The organism is Paraburkholderia caledonica NBRC 102488 (assembly GCF_000685095.1).
Taxonomy (GTDB): domain Bacteria; phylum Pseudomonadota; class Gammaproteobacteria; order Burkholderiales; family Burkholderiaceae; genus Paraburkholderia; species Paraburkholderia caledonica.
The window spans coordinates 13,662-34,068 of sequence record NZ_BAYE01000032.1 but is presented as its reverse complement, the minus strand read 5'-3'; the positions used below and the strand labels follow the sequence as shown (position 1 = coordinate 34,068).

Annotated in this window: 21 protein-coding genes; 17 read left to right on the top strand and 4 right to left on the bottom strand. The window is 62.0% G+C overall.

What is annotated here, in order from left to right; genetic code table 11:
- Window positions 1-10 precede the first annotated feature (10 nt).
- Window positions 11-730 (bottom strand): haloacid dehalogenase type II, encoded by a 720-nt coding sequence (locus BCA01S_RS31545; protein WP_027780312.1) that lies wholly within the window; start codon window positions 728-730, stop codon window positions 11-13.
- Window positions 731-809: 79 nt separating this feature from the next.
- Here BCA01S_RS31545 and BCA01S_RS31540 point away from each other — a divergent pair, with 79 nt between their 5' ends.
- The 5 genes from BCA01S_RS31540 to BCA01S_RS31520 all read left to right on the top strand — a co-directional run bounded on the left by BCA01S_RS31540 (window position 810) and on the right by BCA01S_RS31520 (window position 5,311).
- Complete coding sequence (locus BCA01S_RS31540; RefSeq protein ID WP_027780311.1) at window positions 810-1,709, top strand: LysR family transcriptional regulator; 900 nt, start codon at window positions 810-812, stop codon at window positions 1,707-1,709.
- 127 nt (window positions 1,710-1,836) lie between these two features.
- Complete coding sequence (locus tag BCA01S_RS31535; protein WP_027780310.1) at window positions 1,837-3,159, top strand: MFS transporter; 1,323 nt, start codon at window positions 1,837-1,839, stop codon at window positions 3,157-3,159.
- Window positions 3,160-3,195: 36 nt separating this feature from the next.
- A complete protein-coding gene (locus BCA01S_RS31530) occupies window positions 3,196-4,236 on the top strand; it encodes an amidohydrolase family protein (RefSeq protein WP_027780309.1) in 1,041 nt (346 codons plus the stop codon).
- Window positions 4,233-4,901, top strand: coding sequence for an RraA family protein (locus tag BCA01S_RS31525; RefSeq protein ID WP_027780308.1), 669 nt, complete (start codon window positions 4,233-4,235; stop codon window positions 4,899-4,901). The genes BCA01S_RS31530 and BCA01S_RS31525 overlap by 4 nt, the downstream gene beginning before the upstream one ends.
- Window positions 4,902-4,912: 11 nt before the next feature.
- Window positions 4,913-5,311 carry a hypothetical protein gene (locus tag BCA01S_RS31520; RefSeq protein WP_027780307.1) on the top strand — a complete coding sequence of 133 codons (399 nt, stop codon included), beginning with the start codon at window positions 4,913-4,915 and terminating at the stop codon, window positions 5,309-5,311.
- Between the two features lie 28 nt (window positions 5,312-5,339).
- Here the strand turns inward: BCA01S_RS31520 and BCA01S_RS31515 are convergent, their stop codons facing one another.
- Entirely contained in the window at window positions 5,340-6,302 is a 963-nt protein-coding gene (locus BCA01S_RS31515) for an ABC transporter substrate-binding protein (protein WP_425176931.1), read from the bottom strand.
- A 422-nt stretch (window positions 6,303-6,724) separates the two neighbouring features.
- On the opposite strand from BCA01S_RS31515, the gene BCA01S_RS31505 reads away from it, so the two are divergent.
- A complete protein-coding gene (locus tag BCA01S_RS31505; protein ID WP_027780305.1) occupies window positions 6,725-7,306 on the top strand; it encodes a DUF3005 domain-containing protein in 582 nt (193 codons plus the stop codon).
- 129 nt (window positions 7,307-7,435) lie between these two features.
- Window positions 7,436-9,265 (top strand): ABC transporter ATP-binding protein, encoded by a 1,830-nt coding sequence (locus tag BCA01S_RS35770; protein WP_052369552.1) that lies wholly within the window; start codon window positions 7,436-7,438, stop codon window positions 9,263-9,265.
- Between the two features lie 45 nt (window positions 9,266-9,310).
- Here BCA01S_RS35770 and BCA01S_RS31495 read toward each other — a convergent pair whose 3' ends face one another.
- Window positions 9,311-9,538: a hypothetical protein gene (locus BCA01S_RS31495; protein WP_027780304.1), complete on the bottom strand. Its 228-nt coding sequence runs from the start codon at window positions 9,536-9,538 to the stop codon at window positions 9,311-9,313.
- A gap of 232 nt (window positions 9,539-9,770) precedes the next feature.
- Between BCA01S_RS31495 and BCA01S_RS31490 the strand changes: the two genes are divergently transcribed.
- The 10 genes from BCA01S_RS31490 to BCA01S_RS39300 all read left to right on the top strand — a co-directional run bounded on the left by BCA01S_RS31490 (window position 9,771) and on the right by BCA01S_RS39300 (window position 18,927).
- Window positions 9,771-10,667, top strand: a complete 897-nt coding sequence (locus tag BCA01S_RS31490; protein WP_027780303.1) for a LysR substrate-binding domain-containing protein — start codon at window positions 9,771-9,773, stop codon at window positions 10,665-10,667.
- Window positions 10,668-10,876: 209 nt separating this feature from the next.
- Complete coding sequence (locus BCA01S_RS31485; protein ID WP_027780302.1) at window positions 10,877-11,626, top strand: SDR family NAD(P)-dependent oxidoreductase; 750 nt, start codon at window positions 10,877-10,879, stop codon at window positions 11,624-11,626.
- 76 nt (window positions 11,627-11,702) lie between these two features.
- Window positions 11,703-13,031 carry an MFS transporter gene (locus tag BCA01S_RS31480; protein ID WP_027780301.1) on the top strand — a complete coding sequence of 443 codons (1,329 nt, stop codon included), beginning with the start codon at window positions 11,703-11,705 and terminating at the stop codon, window positions 13,029-13,031.
- Between the two features lie 38 nt (window positions 13,032-13,069).
- Window positions 13,070-13,915 (top strand): transketolase, encoded by an 846-nt coding sequence (locus BCA01S_RS31475; protein WP_027780300.1) that lies wholly within the window; start codon window positions 13,070-13,072, stop codon window positions 13,913-13,915.
- Complete coding sequence (locus BCA01S_RS31470) at window positions 13,912-14,913, top strand: transketolase family protein (protein ID WP_027780299.1); 1,002 nt, start codon at window positions 13,912-13,914, stop codon at window positions 14,911-14,913. Before BCA01S_RS31475 ends, BCA01S_RS31470 begins: the two co-directional genes overlap by 4 nt.
- A 110-nt stretch (window positions 14,914-15,023) precedes the next feature.
- Window positions 15,024-15,344: a DUF1330 domain-containing protein gene (locus BCA01S_RS31465; RefSeq protein ID WP_027780298.1), complete on the top strand. Its 321-nt coding sequence runs from the start codon at window positions 15,024-15,026 to the stop codon at window positions 15,342-15,344.
- A 110-nt stretch (window positions 15,345-15,454) separates the two neighbouring features.
- The gene (gene selD, locus BCA01S_RS31460) at window positions 15,455-16,519 is read left to right on the top strand and encodes a selenide, water dikinase SelD (RefSeq protein ID WP_027780297.1); all 1,065 of its coding nucleotides are present in this window, start codon (window positions 15,455-15,457) and stop codon (window positions 16,517-16,519) included.
- 126 nt (window positions 16,520-16,645) lie between these two features.
- The gene (gene mnmH, locus BCA01S_RS31455; RefSeq protein WP_027780296.1) at window positions 16,646-17,713 is read left to right on the top strand and encodes a tRNA 2-selenouridine(34) synthase MnmH; all 1,068 of its coding nucleotides are present in this window, start codon (window positions 16,646-16,648) and stop codon (window positions 17,711-17,713) included.
- A gap of 24 nt (window positions 17,714-17,737) precedes the next feature.
- Window positions 17,738-18,796, top strand: coding sequence for a permease (locus BCA01S_RS31450; RefSeq protein ID WP_027780295.1), 1,059 nt, complete (start codon window positions 17,738-17,740; stop codon window positions 18,794-18,796).
- Complete coding sequence (locus tag BCA01S_RS39300) at window positions 18,793-18,927, top strand: hypothetical protein (protein WP_006049077.1); 135 nt, start codon at window positions 18,793-18,795, stop codon at window positions 18,925-18,927. The genes BCA01S_RS31450 and BCA01S_RS39300 overlap by 4 nt, the downstream gene beginning before the upstream one ends.
- Before the next feature lie 68 nt (window positions 18,928-18,995).
- Here BCA01S_RS39300 and BCA01S_RS31440 read toward each other — a convergent pair whose 3' ends face one another.
- Window positions 18,996-20,300 carry an MFS transporter gene (locus tag BCA01S_RS31440; protein ID WP_027780294.1) on the bottom strand — a complete coding sequence of 435 codons (1,305 nt, stop codon included), beginning with the start codon at window positions 20,298-20,300 and terminating at the stop codon, window positions 18,996-18,998.
- Window positions 20,301-20,407: the final 107 nt, after the last annotated feature.

Sequence of the window (20,407 nt, the reverse complement as noted above, 5' to 3'; positions counted from 1 at the left end):
TCGGTTCGCGTTAAACCAAAGCGTTGCGATGGGCTTCCACCAGTTCGGCCATGCTGTTAAAGCGAAAGTCGATCTTCGGCTGGGAGCCCGGGTCCATCGTCGCGCCAAAGCCCTCTTTGGCATGCCGGCGATAGATCCAGCACGACGCAAGTCCGAACTCATTCGCCGGCTTGTGATCGTGAAAGAGACTTTCCGCCGTGTGAAGAATCTTGTCCTTGGAGACGCCGCGTTCGCCCAGCTTCTCCAGCATGTACTCGAAATTGCGCGGCGACGGCTTATATGAACCGATATCTTCGGCGGTGAAGATTGCGTCGAATTCGACCTGCAGCTTTGCGTTGCTATAGCTGAAGCTCTCATTGTCCACGTTCGAAAGAATGACCAGCTTGTAGTGCTGCTTCAGGTACTGCAACGCCGCGGCTGAATCGTCGAATGCCGGCCAGTTCTCAATTGATCTGCCATAAGCCATGCAGTCGTCGAACGTGTACGGCACGCGCCATTCTTCAGCGAGGCGCTTATAGACGATCGGCAACAACTCCTGGTATCGCCGGTAAGGCGTGTACTTTTGCTGCGACGACTCGTGTCGCGCGTGTGCTTCGAGTACCTGGTCGCGCGTCAGCATTTGCTCGACGCGTTCGAGAAGCGGCCGCAAGCCTTCGAAAATGCCTGTTTCCCAGTCGATTAGCGTGCCGTAGCAATCGAACGTCAACGTGTCGAAGTCAGTCAGTCGCATTGATTGCGCTCCTCATTTTCGCGGATCGTAGGCGACAGTGTAGGGTATTCTGCGCGTACCGACGTCAAACAGAACCGCTATGAATCTTAGGGCTCTACAGTGCTTCGTGATTCTCGCCGAGGAGCTTAATTTCAGCCGTGCTGCTGAACGGCTTCACATTGCGCAGCCCGCGCTGAGCCAACAGATCCGCTCGCTCGAAGAACGGCTCGGCACCCAACTGGTCGACCGCGCTCGACGTCCGCTCACGCTGACCGAAGCGGGACTCTACTTATGTACGGAGGCTCGCCAGATACTCGGTGCTCTGGAGCAGGCGAGCCTCGCGACGCAGGAAATCGGCATAGGCCGGCGCGGCTGGCTCAGCGTTGGCTTCACTCGCTCGGCGATGTACAGCATTCTGCCGCCCGCGCTCAAAGCGTTTCACCAAGCGTATCCGCAGGTGGAACTGAAGCTCTTCGAAATGCTCACTGAAGAACAGACCGATGCGCTTCGCGACATGCGGATTCACATCGGCATTGGCCGTCAGCCGCTGGCAATCGAAGGATGCACGTCGTACCCGCTGCTGCGCGAACGGGTGGTGGCCGTGTTGGAGCCGGGCCATCCGCTCGCCGCCCACAAGAGCGTGAAGATCGCAGATCTCGCCGATACGCCTTTGATCCTTTACCCGAAGCATCAGAATGCGCAATTCAAGCGCTCGGTTCTATCGTTGTATCGCGATGCCGGTCTGACGCCGTTCGTCGCTCATCAGGCGTATGAGATTCAAACCGCTATCGCGCTCGTGGCCGCTGGGCTGGGTGTCACGTTCATTGGCGAGTCGGTAGCGCGTCTGGGCCGCAGCGACGTTGTCTATCGCCACCTGACAGGGCCGGCGTCCAGATATCGTTCGACGCTTGCCGCGACTTTCCGCTCGGACGACGCGTCGCCGCACTTGCGTGCATTCCTCGCCTGCCTTCCGCCGCCCCTTGAGAACTCCGCACTATAAGCAAAATCCTATAGAAGCATAAGCAACCGGTCTTGGACTGCTCACCCGCCCGTTCTTATCATTGCTTGCACATATGACAAGAACGCAGGGACGGCGCACTCGCCGTCGCCGCAAGGTAGGAGACAGCATGAACCCGATTGACGAAGCCGCAACCATGCGAAAGGTATATGGGCGTCTGATGCCCCTGCTTTTCGCCATGATGTTCTTTAATTACCTCGACCGCATCAACATCGGTTTCGCCGCACTCGACATGAACAAGCAGTTGGGCTTCAGTCCCGCTGTGTTCGGTTTCGCCGGCAGCATTTTCTTTGTCGGCTACATGTTGCTGGAAGTGCCAAGCAACCTGCTGTTGCATCGCGTCGGCGCACGGCGCTGGATCGCACGCATTCTTCTGACGTGGGGCGCCGTGGCCGCGGTGACTGCGTTCGTGTTCAACGACACGAGCTTCTACGTGCTGCGCTTTTTGCTCGGCGTCATGGAAGCAGGCTTTTTGCCGGGCGTCGCGGTGTATCTGACGAAGTGGTTTCCGGTGCGCTACCGGGCGCGAGCGGTGGGCGGCTACATCATCGCCGGGTCGTTTTCGGCAGTGCTGGGCGGACCTATTTCCACGGCGCTCATGACCTACGCGGACGGCATTCTCGGTTTGCACGGCTGGCAGTGGATGTTCATTCTCGAAGGCGTGCCGGCAATGCTGCTCGGTCTCGTCACCCTGCGCATCATGACCGAGCGCCCGGCCGACGCCGAGTGGCTCTCCGCCGACGAAAAGCGCTGGCTCGAATCCACGCTCGCCGCAGAACGAGAGGCCTTGGGCGGCAACACGCACTTTCCGCTTCTGCGCGTGGCGGGCGACATTCGTGTGTGGAGTCTGGCTTGCCTGTTCGGCTGCGCACTGGTGGGCATTTATGGATTGTTCCTGTGGTTGCCGCAGATCGTCAAAAGCCTTGGACACCTTACTAATCTCGAAGTCGGCTTTCTGTCCGCCGCGCCGCCTTTACTTGGCGTGCTCGGCACATTTCTGATCAGCCGCAGCTCGGACCGCACCGGCGACCGGAAGAAGCACCTTGCTTTCGTGTACGGGATGAGTGCGCTTGCCATCGCCGGCAGCGCGTATGCGCCGAATCCGGTGATCGCCTACGTGCTGTTGTGCGTGACCGGCCTGTTTATCTATGCGGGCAATCCACTGTTCTGGAGCCTTGCATCGTCGTTCAGAACCGGTGCGGCAGGCGCTGCGACCATCGCGCTCATCAACACCATTGCGCAGTTCGGCGGCCTGGTCGGACCATGGAGTATCGGTCTCGTGCGCAGCGCAACCGGCAACTTCAAGCTCGCGTTGCTGACGATCGCAGCGTTCCTGCTCGTGGCGACGGTCATCGCACTGGTGATGCGCGTCACGGCATCGGAAGAAGAAACACAATCGCTCGTCACAGGCGACGCCGCGCCGCGTTCGTAACGGACATCGCCACCACAAGCAAAGGCATTGCAAACCATGATCATCGATTGTCACGGGCATTACACGACCTCGCCGCCGCAGCACGAAGCCTGGCGCACGCAGCAGATTGCCGCGTTAAAGCACGGCCACACGCCGCCCGCGCGCCCAAGCATCAGCGACGATGAAATCCGCGAGAGCATCGAAACGGGCCAGTTGCGCATTCAGCGGGAACGCGGCACCGACCTCACGATATTTTCGCCACGTGCTGCGGGCATGGGCCACCATCTCGCCACCGCGCAAGCAAACGCGCACTGGTCACGCGAGTGCAACGACCTCGTGCATCGCGTGTGTTCGCTGTTTCCGCGCAACTTCGTGGGCGTATGCCAGTTGCCGCAAGCGCCAGGAGTGCCGCCCGCGAACTGTATCGACGAATTGCGGCGCTGTGTCGAAGAACTCGGTTTTATCGGCTGCAATCTGAATCCCGATCCATCCGGCGGACACTGGTCGGGTCTGCCGCTCACGGATCGCTCGTGGTATCCGCTCTATGAAACGATGGTCGAACTAGACGTGCCCGCGATGATCCACGTGTCGTCGTCGTGCAACCCCAACTTCCATGCAACCGGCGCGCATTACATCAACGGCGACACGTCCGCATTCATGCAGCTGCTCACTGGCGACCTGTTCGCGGACTTCCCCACGCTGCGTTTCATCATTCCGCATGGCGGCGGCGCAGTGCCTTATCACTGGGGACGTTATCGCGGTCTCGCGCAGGACATGAAGCGTCCACTGCTGCGTGATTACCTGCTAAAGAACGTGTTCTTCGATACCTGTGTCTATCACCAACCGGGCGCTGAGTTGCTCGCGAAAGTAATTCCCGTTGAAAACATCCTGTTTGCATCGGAAACGATAGGCGCGGTGCAAGGCATCGATCCGGAGACCGGACACCATTACGACGATACGCGCCGCTATATCGATGCAATCGAATGGCTTAGCGACGCGGATCGCCAACGTATATATGAGGACAACGCGCGTGCCGTGTATCCGCGGCTTTCGCGTCAGCTCGACCGGCAACTCGCGGCGCAAGGAGCTATTGTATGAACCCAATCGGATGGCGGGAGTATGAGTCGGCACCCCAGGCTGGAGCGGCGACTCTCGGTGCATTGCGTGAACTTGCGGTGTCCCTTCTCAGCGACAACATGGCACGCGCGAGTGGCATGCTCGGATTGCGACCGTATCATCGGCCGAAGCCGCTTGCGGGCACCGCGGTCACGGTGCATACCCGGCCTGGCGACAACCTGGCGATTCATCGGGCGTTCGATTTCTGCAGACCCGGCGACGTGCTGGTGATCGACGGCGCCGGCGACCTGACGCAAGCGCTGATGGGCGAGATCATGGCGAGCTTCGCTGAGAGTCTGGGCGTGGAGGGACTCGTGATAGACGGTGCGATACGCGACGTCGGCGCGCTAGGTCAGCGCGACTTTCCGGTGTATGCACGCGGCGTCACGCATCGTGGTCCGTACAAGAACGGACCTGGCGAAATCAACGTGCCTGTCACCGTCGGCGGCATGGTGGTCCATCCAGGCGATATCATTGTCGGCGATGAAGACGGCCTGCTCGCGATCGCGCCCGCCGACGCCGAAGCTGTTATCGAAGGCGCGCGCCGACAACAAGCGAAAGAGATGGCAGCCTTGAAGTCGATTGCCGAAGGCAACTTCGACCGCTCGTGGGTTGCACCTCAACGCGACAGGATGATGAACCCCTGAACGTGAGCCTCATGGCGCAATATCTGAACGCTGAAATGCTTGTTGAACTGGCGCGTGCCGCAGAGGCACGCGCCGCCGGGCCATGCGCGTGCATGAAAACGCCGCTCGACGGCTGGCAGTCGCAACCGCTTTCTCTCGACGAAACGCAGTTCGAGGAAATCGGCACGCTGCTGCCGCAAGACTATGCCGAGCCGACTTTCAGCGAGTACTTGCCGGACAAGACAACCTATTGGTCGGCCGAAGCGCCCATTGCGCCGCGCTATTTTCCGTACAACCGCTGTGCAGTGTGGAAGTGCGTCTTATGCGGACGTCTCTATCTGCACTACACCGAAGGCGGCGGCTATTTTGTCGATCGCAGAATTCGCGCGGTGAAAGCAGATTTGATTGAAGACGTGCCATTGCTTCCTTAAACCCCTAAAGCCCTAACGCAGTGATGCCCTAACTGCTCGCCAGTCGAGCGATCTGTGTCTCCGATATCGCGCGAACGTCCACGCGGCGCGGCAAAATCGCGTCGCGATTCGCACTGTCGGCCACTTTCTGAAGCGCGGCAATATCCTTATCGTTGACGAAATGCTGTTTGAGCGACGCGCGCCGCGTGATCGTTTTCGCGGCATCGAGCGGAGAGCGCGTCAACGTTGCATAGATTTGCGCGTACGCATCGGGGTTTGCCAACGCCCAGTCACCGGCACGTTGCAGCCTCAACAGCACGTCGGCGATAGCCGCGCGTTTGCCCGCGTCCGCAAGCGACGCCCCTGACGCAGTAATAAAGCCTAGCCCGCTATTGATGCCAGTGCCGTCGCGCAAAATGCGGGCGCCGCGTTGCACGGCAATGCCGTAGTACGGATCGAATGTCGCCCACACTTCGATGGATCCGGAAGCGAACGCCGCAAATGCATCGACGGGCAAGATGAAGCGCACCGTCACGTCGTCTTTCGATAAACCCGCTTCGGCGAGCGCGCCATACAACTGGAATTGCGAAATGCTGCCGCGTGCCGACGACACAAACACGGTGCGCCCTTTCAGATCGGCAACCTTGCGTATCGCGGAGTTCGGCGGGACAAGGATGCCGAGTTGCGCGCCCGAGCCGACGCGGGTTGCGACGATCTTCAGCGTCGGATCGCCGACCGCCGCTGCGAGTACCGGCAAATCGCCTGCCGGCGCGAGATCGACGGCGCCAGCGCGTTGCGCTTCGAACAGCGGCGCAGCCCCCTGAAAATTCGCCCAGCGAAAAGCGTATGGCGCACCGTCGAGCACTTTGGCCGCCTCGACGAGCGCGCGCGTGCCGCCGGCCTGGTCACCGAGTACGAGCGTGGTCGATGCAACATCCGCAGCCAGCGCATGTTGCGAATGCAAAGCGCCGGTCGCCGCGAGGGCGGGCACGGCACCCAGCAGTTTCAGCATGCGCCGTCGCGTTGAAAACGAGGTTGGAGCGGAATGAGCCATAAGCCCTCACGTCAGGTCGATACGTGAGCGTACCGAGCCGCGCGAGGCATGGGAATGAATCGATTTCGATAACGTTATTTGCCGGCGCGCTTTGGCGTGGGCGCGCAGCGCCGAGTGTGCGCTCCGGATCGCATGATTCGTGTCGATGATCGGGCTTCTCCCCTGCCGGGAACGTTCGCTGCGACTGTATAGCGAGGCGCCTGCCATCGCGGAGACATACGTCATACGCGAGACCGACGCCGGTCATTTTTTTCAACGCTTCAAGTAACCCTTTCATACGATGCGTTTACAGGAGGGTTGCAGCGGACTTCGCGGAACGGAAAGAGCGGCAGACATTGCGCGCCCCCGACCGCGGAGTCCCCAACGGCAGGAGTAGCGACATGCAAAACGCGGAAGACAATCCCACGCAGAAACAGCAGAACGAAATGGCCGCAAAGAGTCCGGTGCATACCCCTGCAGCCGGAACGGCTTCTCCAGACGCTCATACGCAAGCGAAAGAGTTTGGCAGCTCGAGTAACGCGGGCGCGGCCGAGCCGACGCGGCGCAACGACAACGCGCAGAATCTGCCGCCTATCGATCTCGACGCGCTGACCGCCGATTCGCCTGACCCCGTGCACCGGGCGAGCAGCCGCACGGTCTCGGTGGACGCGGCCAACACGGCGTCGACCGATAACACCGTCGACACCGACGGCAAAGGTCTTGAAGCAAAGCGAGGACTGTCGCCGTGGCACGACAACGTCATTTCGTCGAACGCGACGCTCGAGAACAACGTTCCCGCGCCCGCAATGGGCCTGGGCGGCATAGACAGCCGCGCCGGCGGAAACATGCCGTTGATTGCAGCGCGCGACGGCTGGCAAGTGTCGTATCGCGGCACCGTCTACATCGAGCGAAGGAACGGCTCGCTCGCAGAACACGTCATACAGTTCGACGCCCGCAGGGCAAGCGGCAACGAGCCAACGTAAGCTGCGGTAATCTGGCGGGACTGCGCAAGGCATGGGCCTTGCGCAGCGTCTTCGCCGGACACATGGCACGCCTCCCTCCCTGGAAGGGCACCCCTGTCGCCTGCCGGCGCACCAGTTCGGGAAGGCACCATGGAACTCGTCGATCGGAGCGATCGGAGTCGCGCTAGCCGCGTGCGCGGACGGCGGCGCTCACGCGTTTTATCCCGCTATGCGGGTCGGCCGGTTCGTCTCATCTGGCGCTATGTCGCGCGCCACAAAGTGGCTCACGTCATCATGCTCGTCAGCGTCGTGGCCGCAGTCGGCTTCGCGCTCGCGTCGCAATACGGTATCCGCAATCTGATCGACGCGCTGCCGCGCGGACGCGCGCATCCCCAGACGGTCATGTACGCGTTTGCCGTGCTCGTCGGCCTCATTTTCGCGGACAACCTGATGTGGCGCGTCGCCGGCTGGGTCGCGGCACGCGCATTCGTGCGGGTGACGGGCGACATCCGCCAGGACATGTTCGATTATCTGACGGGACATGCGCCTTCGTTTTTCGCGGACAAACAGCCGGGCGTTCTGTCGAGCCGTGTGTCGGCCACGGCGAACGCGGTGTACATCATCGAGAATACGGTGGCATGGACCGCGTTGCCGCCGACGCTGACCGTGATCGGCGCGATCGTGATGGTGGCGACCGTGAGCGTTCCCATGAGCGTCGCGCTCGTCGCCGTTTCCGCAGCCCTCACCGCGTGTCTGTTCTGGCTCGCGCGCAAGGGCACGTCGCGGCACGAGGCGTTCGCAAGCCAGGCGGCTTCCGTAGACGGCGAACTGGTCGACGTAATCGGCAACATGGGGCTCGTGCGTGCCTTCAGCGCAGTCGACGCGGAGCAACGGCGCTTCGACGGCCATCTCGAAGCCGAGGCCGTTGCACGCAAGCGCAGTCTGCTGTATCTGGAGAAGCTGCGCCTGCTGCATGCGTTCGCCACCGTGGTGCTGTCGGCGGGCGTGCTCGGCTGGACCGTCTGGCTTTGGACGCAAGGTAAAGCGAGCACCGGCGACGTGGTCCTCGTCGGCTCTCTGGGCTTTTCGATTCTGCATGGTTCGCGCGACGTGGCGGTGGCATTCGTCGATTTAACGCAGCACGTGGCGCGCCTCGCGGAAGCATCGCAAACTTTGCTGACGCCCTATTCGATGCCGGAACCGCCCAAAGCAATACCGCTCGAGGTGCGTGAAGCGACAGTCGATTTCGACAACGTCTCGTTCGCTTACCCGGGCCGCAGGCCGGTATTGAACGAGTTGACGCTGCACATCCAGGCAGGGGAACGCGTGGGACTGGTTGGACCGTCCGGCGCAGGAAAATCGACCGTGCTCGCGCTGCTTCAGCACTTCTACGAGCCGGCCACCGGATGCATACGCATTTCCGGCCAGGACATCTCGCAAGTGACGCTGGAAAGCCTGCAAGCGGCGATCTCGGTGGTGCCGCAAGACGTCACGCTGCTTCATCGCTCGTTGCTCGACAACATCCGCTATGGCTGTCCGGATGCAAGCGAAGCCGACGTGAGGCGCGCATGCGAAGACGCCAGCTGCATGGATTTCATCGGGGCATTGCCGGACGGCTTGAACGCAATAGCAGGCGACCGCGGCGCGAAACTCTCCGGCGGACAGCGCCAGCGCATAGCAATTGCGCGCGCGATCCTGAAGGACTCGCCGATACTTCTGCTCGACGAGGCAACCTCGGCGCTCGACACCGCTTCGGAAATCGTCATTCAGGCCGCGCTCGAACGTCTCATGCAAAATCGCACGGTGATTGCGATTGCGCATAGGCTGTCGACGTTGCAGTCGTTCGACCGGATCATCGTGATGAACCGCGGCCGCGTCGTTCAGGAAGGCACACCCGCGCAACTTGCCCAAGTGCCGGGCATCTACCGCGACACGCTGGCGCGCCACGGCCGGCGCACCACAGCCCCTACGCTGAACTGATCCGCATGCGCTGCCTGCCGCATTCAAACGGGTTCGCGGCAAGGGCTAGCCGTCCATGCGCTCCCCTTGTGTTCGAATCAACTCGATCAGACGCTTCGCGGGCATCCGGTAACTGGTCTGCTGTTGAATGCCCCATTCGGAGCGCTCCGTTTCGACCAGCAAAACGTATTTGCCGTCCGGGCTCGCTTCCAGGTACTGCATATTGAGCATTTCCTCGCCGGCAATGTCTGTTTCCTGCCCGAGCGTCATGACACCTTTCGCGCCACATCCCATGCCACGCCTCCATGCCGTTGCCGCCGGCGATCGGGGGTCCGCTTCGTCGCCTGCATCGATTCAGCAAAGCGCGTACCGGCAAAGCAGTCACCGACAATTGACGGATAATCGGGGCTGCGTCTTGCGCGCTCGCTGCGTTGCGCCAGAGCGTTCACGGCTTACCGTACTACTGTGCTCGCCTTCGTATGGCCAGCATCGGAACACTTCACAACCGCACCGGGAAGACTTCGCCATGCGCATACCACCCGTCAAAGCCATCATCGCTTTTGAGAGCGTGGCTCGAACTGGGAGCGTCAATCGTGCGTCGGAGGAGCTTGGGCTGACCGCTTCGGCGGTGAGTCATCAGATCAGCAATCTGGAGTCGATCATCGGCCAGACGCTGTTCTACCGCTCAGGCCGGGGCCTCGTGCTTACGCCGACCGGCGAGCGCTATCTGTCGGACGTCACGGGTTCTCTTGCGGACCTGAGCCGCGCGACCGAGCGCGCATCGAGCCGCACCGAGGTCGACATTCTGCGCGTGCATTCGAGCCCCAGCTTCGGGCTGATGTGGTTGCTGCCGCGGCTCGCATCGTTTCAGGAAGCGAACGGGGACATCCAGCTGAACCTCGCATGCTCATATGAAGATGTGGCGTTCACGAGCGGCTATTACGACATCGACATTCGTCACGGTTATGCGAACTGGCGCGATCTCGAAGTGCGGACGCTGCGCAACGAGTTCATTGCGCCGCTTGCGTCGCCGGCCTATTTGCAGAGCCACCCGGTGAAGACGCCGGAAGATCTGCTCGCCCATCGTCTGATCTACTCCGAAACGCCGCTTGTTCAGTGGAAGCAATGGTTTGGGCGTACCGGTGTCTCGGCCGCGCACAAGACGTTCGATTTCTCGTTCGACCGCTCGTACATGTCGCTCGAAACCGCGGCGCTCGGACTCGGCATCGCGCTCGAAAGTCTGATGCTCGCGTCGGTACGGATCAAGGAAGGCGCGCTCGTGCCGGTGTTCGATCACTCGCATGCGGTCGAGGTCGGCGCGCATCATCTGGTGTGTCCGCCGCAGAATGCGGAGCTGCCACGGGTCGCGCGATTCATCGCATGGATCGACCGCGAAATCGGTCAGAGAGAACGCGCGGCTTAAAAACGCCGGCATATCGACACCAGGGTATTCCAGCACCCTCCTCATTCGGCGGATTGCTTCGCAGGCCGCCAACCCCCGCGCAGCGGGCGTCGCGGCCGCCCTCCCGAACACCTGAAAATTTCTCAAGCATAGTTGAGCCGTACTGCGTTGATGCGACGCGCAGCGTGCCGGACACTGGCTCCATCACATCAACATTCAGGAGACAAGTGATGCTGCTCGAGAACAAGGTGGTTATCGTCACGGGCGCGGCTTCCCCGCGTGGAATCGGCAAGGCGACGGCGAAGGCATTGGCCGCCCAGGGTGCGCGCGTCGTGATTCTCGATCTGCGCGAAGAAGACGCGAAAGCGGCCGCCGCCGATCTGGGCGCGGCACATCTAGGCCTTGCTTGCGACGTCACTAATAAAGCTGCATGCGTGCAAGCCGCAACCGCCACGCTCGAACGTTATGGGCGCATAGACGGCCTCGTCAACAACGCCGGCATCACGCAGCCAGTCCGCACCCTAGACATTAGCGCCGAGGGTTTCGACGCAATCGTCGATGTGAATCTGCGCGGCACGCTCTACATGTCGCAAGCCGTACTGCCTGCGATGAGGGAGCAGAAGCACGGCAGCATCGTGTGCATGTCGTCTGTGTCGGCGCAACGCGGCGGCGGCATTTTCGGCGGCCCGCATTACAGCGCGGCGAAAGCCGGTGTGCTCGGTCTCGCGCGTGCGATGGCCCGCGAATTCGGTCCCGACAGCATCCGCGTCAACTCGATCACGCCGGGGCTCATCCAGACCGACATCACCGGCGACAAGCTGACTGCGGAAATGCGCGTGGACATCATCAAAGGCATTCCGCTCGGCAGACTGGGCGACGCCGCCGATGTCGCGAACGCGTGCCTTTTTCTCGTGAGCGATCTCTCGACGTATCTGACGGGCGTCACGCTCGACGTCAACGGCGGCATGCTCATTCATTGACGACAGCGCTCGCCCGCGAGGCGGCGCTGTGTTCCTGGCACCCGGGCGAACCCGGGGCCCATGGAAGGAGACAAACATGAAATCGAAATACACCGCTTCTGCTATCGACGGCGAAGTGTTGGCACACTCTGATGCGACGAGCTTCGAATCGCGCACCTACGCCAAGGTAAGCCGCAGGCTGATTCCGTTTCTGATGCTGTGCTATCTCGGCGCGTATCTGGATCGCGTCAACGTCGGCTTTGCGAAGCTGCAGATGCTGAACGATCTGCGCTTTAGCGAGACCGTCTACGGCATGGGCGCGGGCATCTTCTTTCTCGGTTACTTTTTATTCGAGGTGCCGAGCAATCTGGTGCTTCACCGTGTCGGCGCGCGCAAATGGCTCGCGCGAATCATGCTGACCTGGGCGGTGATTTCCGCGTCGTTCGTCTTCGTGAAGTCGCCCACCGCGTTTTATGTATTGCGCTTTCTGCTCGGCGTTGCAGAAGCGGGTTTTGCGCCCGGCGTCATTCTTTATCTGACGTACTGGTTTCCCGCTGCGCGCAGGGCCAAGGCGTTGTCGCTGTTTTTCATGGCGATTCCGCTCGCGGGCATAGTCGGCGGTCCGCTGTCGGGCTGGATCCTGCATTCGCTCCACGGTGCGATGAATATGGCCGGCTGGAAGTGGCTGTTCATGCTCGAGGCTCTGCCGTCGCTCGTGCTTGGAGTCGCGATTCTTCTGTATCTCGACGACGGCATTGCCAAAGCGAAATGGCTCACCGAGTCGGAGAAGAATCTGCTGGCACGCAATGTCGCCGGCGATAACGCGCACACCACTACCCATATTTCGATTCGCTCGTTCATCGGCGACCGTCGCTTGTGGCTGATGGCCGCGATCTATTTCTGTGTCGTGCTCGGTCAGTACGGGCTGACTTTCTGGCTGCCGACGATCATCCGTAAATCAGGTGTCGCGGATCCGCTGTGGGTGGGCGTGTTCACCGCGATTCCTTATCTCTGCGCGATCGTCGCGTTGCCGCTGATCGGCATGAGCGCAGACCGCCGGCGCGAACGCAGACTTCACCTGGCCATTCCGATGCTGATCGCGGCAGCCGGCTTTGCGGTCCTGCCTACGCTCGGCAGCGTGCCGGCGTCGATCGTGTGTTTGAGCATTGCGGCTGCCGGCATCCTCGCGTCGTCGTCGCAGTTCTGGTCGCTGCCCACGGCGCTGCTCGGCGGCATGTCTGCCGCAGCCGGCATCGCGGCTGTGAACTGCTTCGCCAATCTTGCGGGCTTCTTTTCGCCCGCCATCGTGGGCTGGCTCAACGACATGACAGGCCGCTCGACAGCGGGACTGATCTTCATCTCGGTTGCGGTGACGCTCGGCGCATGCCTGGTCTTCCTCGTGCCCGCGAAATCCGTGAACCGCTGACCTTTTCCAACTATTCCGCTTAAATCTCAGGAGACGACATGAACAGTCCATCCAATGCGTCGACGGCATCTCTTGCCGAACACGCTTACCGCATCCGCAGAAACGCGCTCTTAATGGGCGAGGTGCAGGGCCAGGGTTATATCGGGCAAGCGCTCGACATCGCCGATGTACTGGCAGTCGCGTACTTCGGCGCAATGCGCTATCGCCCGGAAGATCCTGAGTGGGAAGAGCGCGACCGCTTCCTGCTCTCGAACGGACACTATGCGATCGCGCTGTACGCGGCGCTGCTCGAAGCTGGCATTCTGCCCGCCGAAGAACTGGAGACCTACGGCAGCGACGACAGCCGTCTGCCCATGTCCGGCATGGCGAGCTACACGCCCGGCATGGAGATGTCCGGCGGCTCGCTCGGACACGGCCTGACGATCGCGGTCGGCCGGTGTCTCGGACTCAAGCGCAAGGGCTCGAAGTCGTTCGTGTACACGCTGTTCTCGGACGGCGAACTCGACGAAGGCGCGATCTGGGAAGGCATCATGTCCGCGAGCCACTGGAAGCTCGACAACCTGATCGCCGTTGTAGACGTGAACAACCAGCAGGCCGACGGGCCGTCGACACAGATCATGGCGTTCGAACCGCTAGTGGAGAAGCTCGAAGCATTCGGGTGGTTCACGCAACGTGTGGACGGCAACGATATCGGCGCCGTGGCCGCCGCGTTCGATGCGGCCCGCAAGCATCCCGGCAAGGAGCCGCGCATGATCGTGGCCGATACGCGCATGGGTTGCGGCGTGCCGTTCCTCGAAGAGCGCGAGAAGAACCACTTTATCCGCGTCGATGCGCACGAATGGCAATTGGCGCTCGAAGCACTGGAAGCAGGGAGACAAGCATGAGCAACGCAACCATCAGCAAACCGCGCCTGAAGACCTCGGCGATGATCGCGTCCATTGCGGGCGAAGGCCAGCTCACGCGCTCGGCGCCTTTCGGTCACGCACTCGTCGAATTGGCTCGACAGAAAACCAACGTTGTCGGCATGACGGCCGATCTCGGCAAGTACACGGACCTGCATATCTTCGCGAAGGAATTCCCTGAGCGCTACTACCAGATGGGCATGGCCGAGCAATTGCTGATGGGCGCAGCGGCGGGCCTCGCGCACGAAGGCGCACAGCCGTTCGTGACTACCTACGCGGTGTTCGCGACGCGCCGTGCGTATGACTTCATGCACCAGGCCATTGCCGAAGACAACCTCGATGTGAAGATCGTCTGCGCGCTGCCCGGGCTGACCACTGGCTACGGTCCTAGCCACCAGGCCGCGGAAGACCTGGCGTTGATGCGCGCGATGCCGAACATGACCGTTATCGATCCATGCGATGCGCTCGACATCGAACAGATGGTGCCCGCCATTGCCGCACACAACGGCCCTGTGTATGCGCGTCTTTTGCGCGGCAACGTGCCTGCGGTGCTGGATGAATACGACTACACGTTCGAACTCGGCAAGGCAAAGATGCTGCGCGACGGCGCGGAAGTGCTCGTCATCTCGTCGGGCATCATGACCATGCGCGCGCTGGAAGTCGCGAAAGCGCTGGAGCGCGACAACATCGGCGTGGGCGTGCTGCACGTGCCGACCATCAAGCCGCTCGACACGCAGACGATCGTGCGCGAAGCGAAGCGTTCGGGCAGGCTCGTCGTGGTGGCGGAAAACCATACGACGATCGGCGGTCTCGGTGAGGCCATTGCGGGCGAACTGATGCGCGCCGGAGTGTCGTGCCCGTTCAGGCAGGTGGCGCTCCCCGATGCATTTCTTGCAGCGGGCGCACTGCCGACACTGCACGACCGCTATGGTATTTCAACCGCCGCGATGATCGAGTCGATCAAGGGCTGGCTCGGTTAAGTCCGCACATTGCGGATTCCATTACCTGCGAGGTAATCGACGCGCCTCCGGGCGAGGGCAATCATACGCAGCATGCAAGTTCCGGTTTATTCATGCATGGAGGAGTGAACATGACTGCGTATGCGATTGCCCATTTGCACGACGTTGAAATGTGCGCTGAGATTGTCGAATACCTCGAGGGTATCGACGCAACCCTTGCGCCATTCGGCGGCCGATTCATCGTACACGGCGCACGGCCGCACGTCGTGGAAGGCGAGTGGCACGGCGACCTGATCGCGATCGAGTTTCCCGACCTTCCGACGGCGCGCGCCTGGTATGCGTCGGACGCGTATCGGCGCATCCTGCCGTTGCGCATGCGGCATGCTCGCGGACCGGTAATTCTCGTGGAAGGCGTGGACGGGAATCAAAAAGCGACCGACATCCTGCGTTGAATCCTGCGTTGAATGCCGCCGGTGCTGCGGTCCGGCTGCGGGGAACTCCGAAGCGCACGAAGTCCACAACCCTCATAATGCGATCATTCAAGCCACAAATTCGCGCCACAATGATCGACCGCCAAGCCCAAGCAAGCTCCTCGCCCCGCCTCACCAGCCTGTCGCACGGCGGCGGGTGCGGCTGCAAGATCGCCCCCGGCCTGCTCGCTGACCTGCTCAAACGCAGCGCGCCGCTGCCGTTCTTCCCGGACCTGCTGGTCGGCAACGATACCGCCGACGACGCCGCCGTCTACAAGCTGAACGACGAGCAGGCGATCGTCGCGACCACAGACTTCTTCATGCCGATCGTCGACGATCCGTTCGACTTCGGCCGCATTGCCGCAACGAACGCGCTCTCCGATGTCTATGCAATGGGCGGCAAACCGCTGATGGCGCTCGCCATCGTCGGAATGCCGATCAACGTGTTGCCGCACGACGTCATTGCGGCAGTGCTCAAGGGCGGCGAGTCGGTGTGCGCGGACGCCGGCATTCCGCTCGCGGGCGGACATTCGATCGATTCGGTCGAGCCCATCTATGGCCTTGTCGCAATCGGTGTGGTCGATCCGCGGCGCGTGAAGCGCAACGCGGGCGCGCAGGCCGGCGACGTGCTGATTCTCGGCAAACCGCTCGGCGTCGGCGTGCTTTCCGCCGCGCTGAAGAAAGACCGGCTCGACGCGAACGGCTACGCCGCCATGATCGGCGCGACGACCAAGCTGAACCGCCCGGGCGCGCAACTCGCCGGGCTCGACGGCGTGCATGCGCTCACCGACATCACGGGCTTCGGCCTGCTCGGCCATACGCTGGAACTGGCGCGCGGCTCTAAGCTCACCGCGCGCGTGCGTTACGCCGACCTGCCGTGGCTGCCGGGCGTCGTCGACTTTGCCGAAGCCGGCGTTTTCACAGGCGCCTCCGGGCGCAACTGGGATGCCTACGGTAAAGATATTTCGTTACCGGCGACTTTGCAGCCGAGCGCGCGCACCTTGCTCACGGACCCACAAACCTCGGGCGGCCTGCTGGTTTCATGTTCACCCGAGGCTGTGGACGACGTGCTGGCGCTCTTTCACGCCGACGGTTTCGGCGACGCCCGCGTGATCGGCGAAATGGTTGCAGGCGAAGGGCGCGTAGAAGTGATCTGAAAGAAGGCGGCGGCTGACAAGGCGCGGTGAAAGGTTGCAGAAAGCCGCGCCCTGCCGCCAATCGCGCCGCATGCGATAATTTCGGTCTATCCGGCACCGCTTCGTCCGCTTTTCCTCCGTACGCCCTTGAAAAACCTACTCGTCAGCCTCGATCAAGCAGGTGATTTCGATGAAATCATCGACGTACGCACGCCTCTCGAGTTTGCCGAGGACCATATTCCGGGCGCAATGAACGCGCCGGTGCTCAGCAACGAGGAACGCGTGCTGGTCGGCACGATGTACAAGCAGGTGTCGCCGTTCGAAGCCACGAAGGTGGGCGCGGCGCTGGTGGCCCGCAACATCGCGCTTCATCTGGAAACGACGTTCGCCGACCGGCCGCGCAACTGGCGGCCGCTGGTTTATTGCTGGCGCGGCGGCAAACGCTCGGGCTCCGTCACCACGCTCTTCAACATGATCGGCTGGCCCGCGCGTCAACTCGACGGCGGGTACAAGACTTATCGGCGCGCAACCGTCGAGGCGCTCACCACGCTGCCGAGCCAATTCCGTTACGTCGCACTGGTGGGTCCGACCGGGAGCGGCAAGACGCGGCTCCTCGCCGCGCTCCACGAAGCAGGTGCGCAGACGCTGGACCTCGAAGCGCTCGCCGCGCATCGCGGCTCGCTGCTCGGCGCATGGGCCGGCGTCGCGCAGCCGTCACAAAAGGGCTTTGACACCTTGCTCGTGAGCGCGCTGCGCAGCTTCGATCCCGCGCGCCCGGTGTTCGTTGAAGCGGAGAGCCGTCGCATCGGCGCAATCACGCTGCCGCTCGCTCTGCTCGACACGTTTCATCGCGGCGATTGTGTGGAAGTGGCGGCGAGCCGCGAGGACCGCTCGGCGTTTCTGCTTCACGACTACGCGCAACTGTTCGACGATCGCGAGTCGTTGAAGGCGCAGCTGGAACGTTTGATCGGCTTGCATAGCCGCGAACGCGTCGCCGGTTGGCAAAAACTCGTCGACGAAAACCGGCGCGCGGAACTCGCGAACGAGTTGATTGAACTGCACTACGATCCCGCATACGCGCGCAGCAGCCATCAGCATTTCACGCAACTGCCGCAGGCGCTGAAAATCAGGTTCCGGCCGAACGACGCAGACGTCGTCGATCAGGCTAAAGCGCTCCTCGCGCAACTCGATAAGCGTTCAGTCGCGCTAGTCTGACCCAACCTTAACGTTACGAACAACATGCAATCAACCCTTCGGCAGCCCCGCGTCGCGCTTGGCTGGATCGTATTCCTCGCGATCGCCGTCGTCGGACTCTTCTATGTGAAGTGGTTTCCGTATTACAACCGGGCCTTTGTCGCCGCAAGCCAGCATTCGATCGGCAAGTCGATCCTGATGGGTACGTCGGCAAGCGCGCCCGCAGCGTCGTGGCAGTCCGCGATCGACTACGCGCTTGCCTACGGCAAGGCCATCTGGCAGGCAATGGTGCTGGGTCTGTTGCTCGGCTCCGCGGTGCAGGCGCTGATTCCGCCGCAATGGGTCGCACGCGCGCTCGGTCGCAGCGACTTCAGCAGCGTCGTGAAAGGCGGCCTGATGTCGTTGCCCGGCATGATGTGCACCTGCTGCGCAGCGCCGGTGGTGGCGGGACTGCGCGCGCGGCAGGCGGCGCCCGGCGCGGCAATCGCATTCTGGCTCGGCAATACAGCGCTCAATCCGGCCACGCTGATCTTCATGGGTTTCGTGCTCGGCTGGCAGTGGATGGGCTTGCGGCTCGCTCTCGGCCTGGTGATGGTGTTCGGCCTCGGCTATCTCGTGAACCGCATGGTGACGCCGAAGGAAGCCGAGGCGTCGCGCGAAGCCATCGCGCAACTGGTCACGACGGATGAACCGGGCACCGCATTCACCCGCTGGGTGAAAATACTCGGCACGATGACGCTGCGTCTCGTGCCCGAATACATCGTGCTGGTGCTGATTCTCGGCGCGGCACGCGCGTGGCTCTTTTCGCACGTTGGTCCGGACATCGACAACAGCGTGCTGTGGATCGTCGCGCTGTCCATCGCCGGCACGCTGTTCGTGATTCCGACGGCGGGCGAAGTGCCGATCATTCAGGCGATGCTGTCTTTCGGCATGGCAGCCGGGCCTGCGGGCGCGCTGCTGATGACGCTGCCGCTAATCAGCGTACCGTCTATGGCGATGCTGGGTCGCTCGTTTCCGAAGCGGGTCCTGACCGTCGTCGCGTTGGCCGTGGTGGTCTGCGGCATAGTGAGCGGCCTGCTCGCCGCGTCCCTGGGGTTCCGATGAAAAAGCTCGCGGTATTCACGCTCGCGTCGTGGTCGGCTGCGGCGCTTCTCTACTTCGGTCAGCATTCGGTGGCGCTGATCGCGGTGACCGGTGTGCTCGTGCTGGCGAGCTTCGACCTGCTTCGTCCTTGAGGCGGGCTTAACAATGCGTGCTAGCGGCCCTGCATAGACACGGCCGCGTCACACTGCGTCTAGTCGCGCTAACGTACCGTTGCTGCTGCAAGTGTTGTGCGACGGCGGGCGCTGACCAAAGCAGCGATGCCCGTACCAATTCCCAACGTCAGAAGACATGCAGTGGGCACCAGCATCGGCGCAATCTGGCTATGCGCCGCTTTGCCGACATAAGGCATCAGGTTCTGCCCCGCGAAGCCGCCGAGATTGCCGATCGCATTGATCGCCGCGACACTCGCAGCGGCGCGTGCGCCCGAGAAAAAGCGCGGCGGCAGCGACCAGAAGCACGGATACAGTAACGGAATGCATGCCCCGCCCACGCATAGCGCCGCAAAGCGCAGCGTTGCGGTGGGCAGCACGAGGCTCGACGAGAAGCCCACCACGCCAACCGCTGCAACAATGCTCATCGCCCTCAAGACCACGCGCTCACGCTTGAGCTTGCCGGGAAGCCAGAGCAACAGCAGCGTGGCGAGCGCCCACGGAATCATATTGAGCACGCCATTGAGCGACGACGATACACCGTCGCTCTTGAGCAGCGTCGGCATCCAGTAGGTCACGCCGTACAGCGACGTCGACATCAGCATGTAGGTCAGCGCGAACATCAGCACCCTCGGATCGAGCAGCGCAGCCCACGGATGCGTCGCCTTGGCATCCTCCGCTGCTTCGCGCTTGAGCGCGGCGAGCACCACATCCTTTTCCTGTTGCGAGAGGAACGGTGCGTCGCTCACCGAATTCGGCAGATACTTCAGCGCGACAAATGCGATCACCACGGCCGGCAGACCGGTCGCGATGAACACCCACTGCCAGCCGGCAAACCCCCACGTGCCGCCCAACGTGAGCAACAGGCCGCCGATCAGCGAGCCGAGCATATTGGCGAGCGAACTGCCGAGCGTGAAGAAGCCAAGCACTTTCGTGCGATAGCTCTGCGGGAACCACTGCGTGAGGTAATAGATCACGCCCGGATAGAACCCGGCTTCAGCGACGCCCAACGCAAAGCGGAACGAATAAAACACCGGCAGCGAACGGGCAAACGCCATCAGCACCGTGACGATGCCCCACGTCATCATAATGCGGGCGAGCCACGCACGCGCGCCGAAGCGATGCAGCGCGAGCGTGCTGGGCACCTCGAACAGCAGATAGCCGATGAAGAACAGCGACGCGCCCAATCCGTACGACGCTTCGGTCATGCCGAGGTCGTGCACCATCTCCAGCTTGGCGAAGCCGACGTTCTGGCGGTCGATGAACGAAATCAGGAACATGACGATGAGCAGCGGCATTAACCGCCACGCCATCTTTTTCATGACCTGCTGCTCGAATGTTAGTTGTGTGGACATGGTTTCTCCGCTTGCCCGACTGCCCGGCAAATAAAAATTGATACAGTCATATATATGATTGTAGGAATTTCAGCCGGACGCCATGGGGTGATACCCGCATGACGGGC

Bases quoted from the DNA above. Each gene is read 5' to 3' on its own strand.
- BCA01S_RS31545 (WP_027780312.1), bottom strand. From the start codon at position 730: ATGCGACTGACTGACTTCGACACGTTGACGTTCGATTGCTACGGCACG.
- BCA01S_RS31540 (WP_027780311.1), top strand. From the start codon at position 810: ATGAATCTTAGGGCTCTACAGTGCTTCGTGATTCTCGCCGAGGAGCTT.
- BCA01S_RS31535 (WP_027780310.1), top strand. From the start codon at position 1,837: ATGAACCCGATTGACGAAGCCGCAACCATGCGAAAGGTATATGGGCGT.
- BCA01S_RS31530 (WP_027780309.1), top strand. From the start codon at position 3,196: ATGATCATCGATTGTCACGGGCATTACACGACCTCGCCGCCGCAGCAC.
- BCA01S_RS31525 (WP_027780308.1), top strand. From the start codon at position 4,233: ATGAACCCAATCGGATGGCGGGAGTATGAGTCGGCACCCCAGGCTGGA.
- BCA01S_RS31520 (WP_027780307.1), top strand. From the start codon at position 4,913: ATGGCGCAATATCTGAACGCTGAAATGCTTGTTGAACTGGCGCGTGCC.
- BCA01S_RS31515 (WP_425176931.1), bottom strand. From the start codon at position 6,302: ATGCTGAAACTGCTGGGTGCCGTGCCCGCCCTCGCGGCGACCGGCGCT.
- BCA01S_RS31505 (WP_027780305.1), top strand. From the start codon at position 6,725: ATGCAAAACGCGGAAGACAATCCCACGCAGAAACAGCAGAACGAAATG.
- BCA01S_RS35770 (WP_052369552.1), top strand. From the start codon at position 7,436: ATGGAACTCGTCGATCGGAGCGATCGGAGTCGCGCTAGCCGCGTGCGC.
- BCA01S_RS31495 (WP_027780304.1), bottom strand. From the start codon at position 9,538: ATGGGATGTGGCGCGAAAGGTGTCATGACGCTCGGGCAGGAAACAGAC.
- BCA01S_RS31490 (WP_027780303.1), top strand. From the start codon at position 9,771: ATGCGCATACCACCCGTCAAAGCCATCATCGCTTTTGAGAGCGTGGCT.
- BCA01S_RS31485 (WP_027780302.1), top strand. From the start codon at position 10,877: ATGCTGCTCGAGAACAAGGTGGTTATCGTCACGGGCGCGGCTTCCCCG.
- BCA01S_RS31480 (WP_027780301.1), top strand. From the start codon at position 11,703: ATGAAATCGAAATACACCGCTTCTGCTATCGACGGCGAAGTGTTGGCA.
- BCA01S_RS31475 (WP_027780300.1), top strand. From the start codon at position 13,070: ATGAACAGTCCATCCAATGCGTCGACGGCATCTCTTGCCGAACACGCT.
- BCA01S_RS31470 (WP_027780299.1), top strand. From the start codon at position 13,912: ATGAGCAACGCAACCATCAGCAAACCGCGCCTGAAGACCTCGGCGATG.
- BCA01S_RS31465 (WP_027780298.1), top strand. From the start codon at position 15,024: ATGACTGCGTATGCGATTGCCCATTTGCACGACGTTGAAATGTGCGCT.
- selD (WP_027780297.1), top strand. From the start codon at position 15,455: ATGATCGACCGCCAAGCCCAAGCAAGCTCCTCGCCCCGCCTCACCAGC.
- BCA01S_RS31450 (WP_027780295.1), top strand. From the start codon at position 17,738: ATGCAATCAACCCTTCGGCAGCCCCGCGTCGCGCTTGGCTGGATCGTA.
- BCA01S_RS39300 (WP_006049077.1), top strand. From the start codon at position 18,793: ATGAAAAAGCTCGCGGTATTCACGCTCGCGTCGTGGTCGGCTGCGGCG.
- BCA01S_RS31440 (WP_027780294.1), bottom strand. From the start codon at position 20,300: ATGTCCACACAACTAACATTCGAGCAGCAGGTCATGAAAAAGATGGCG.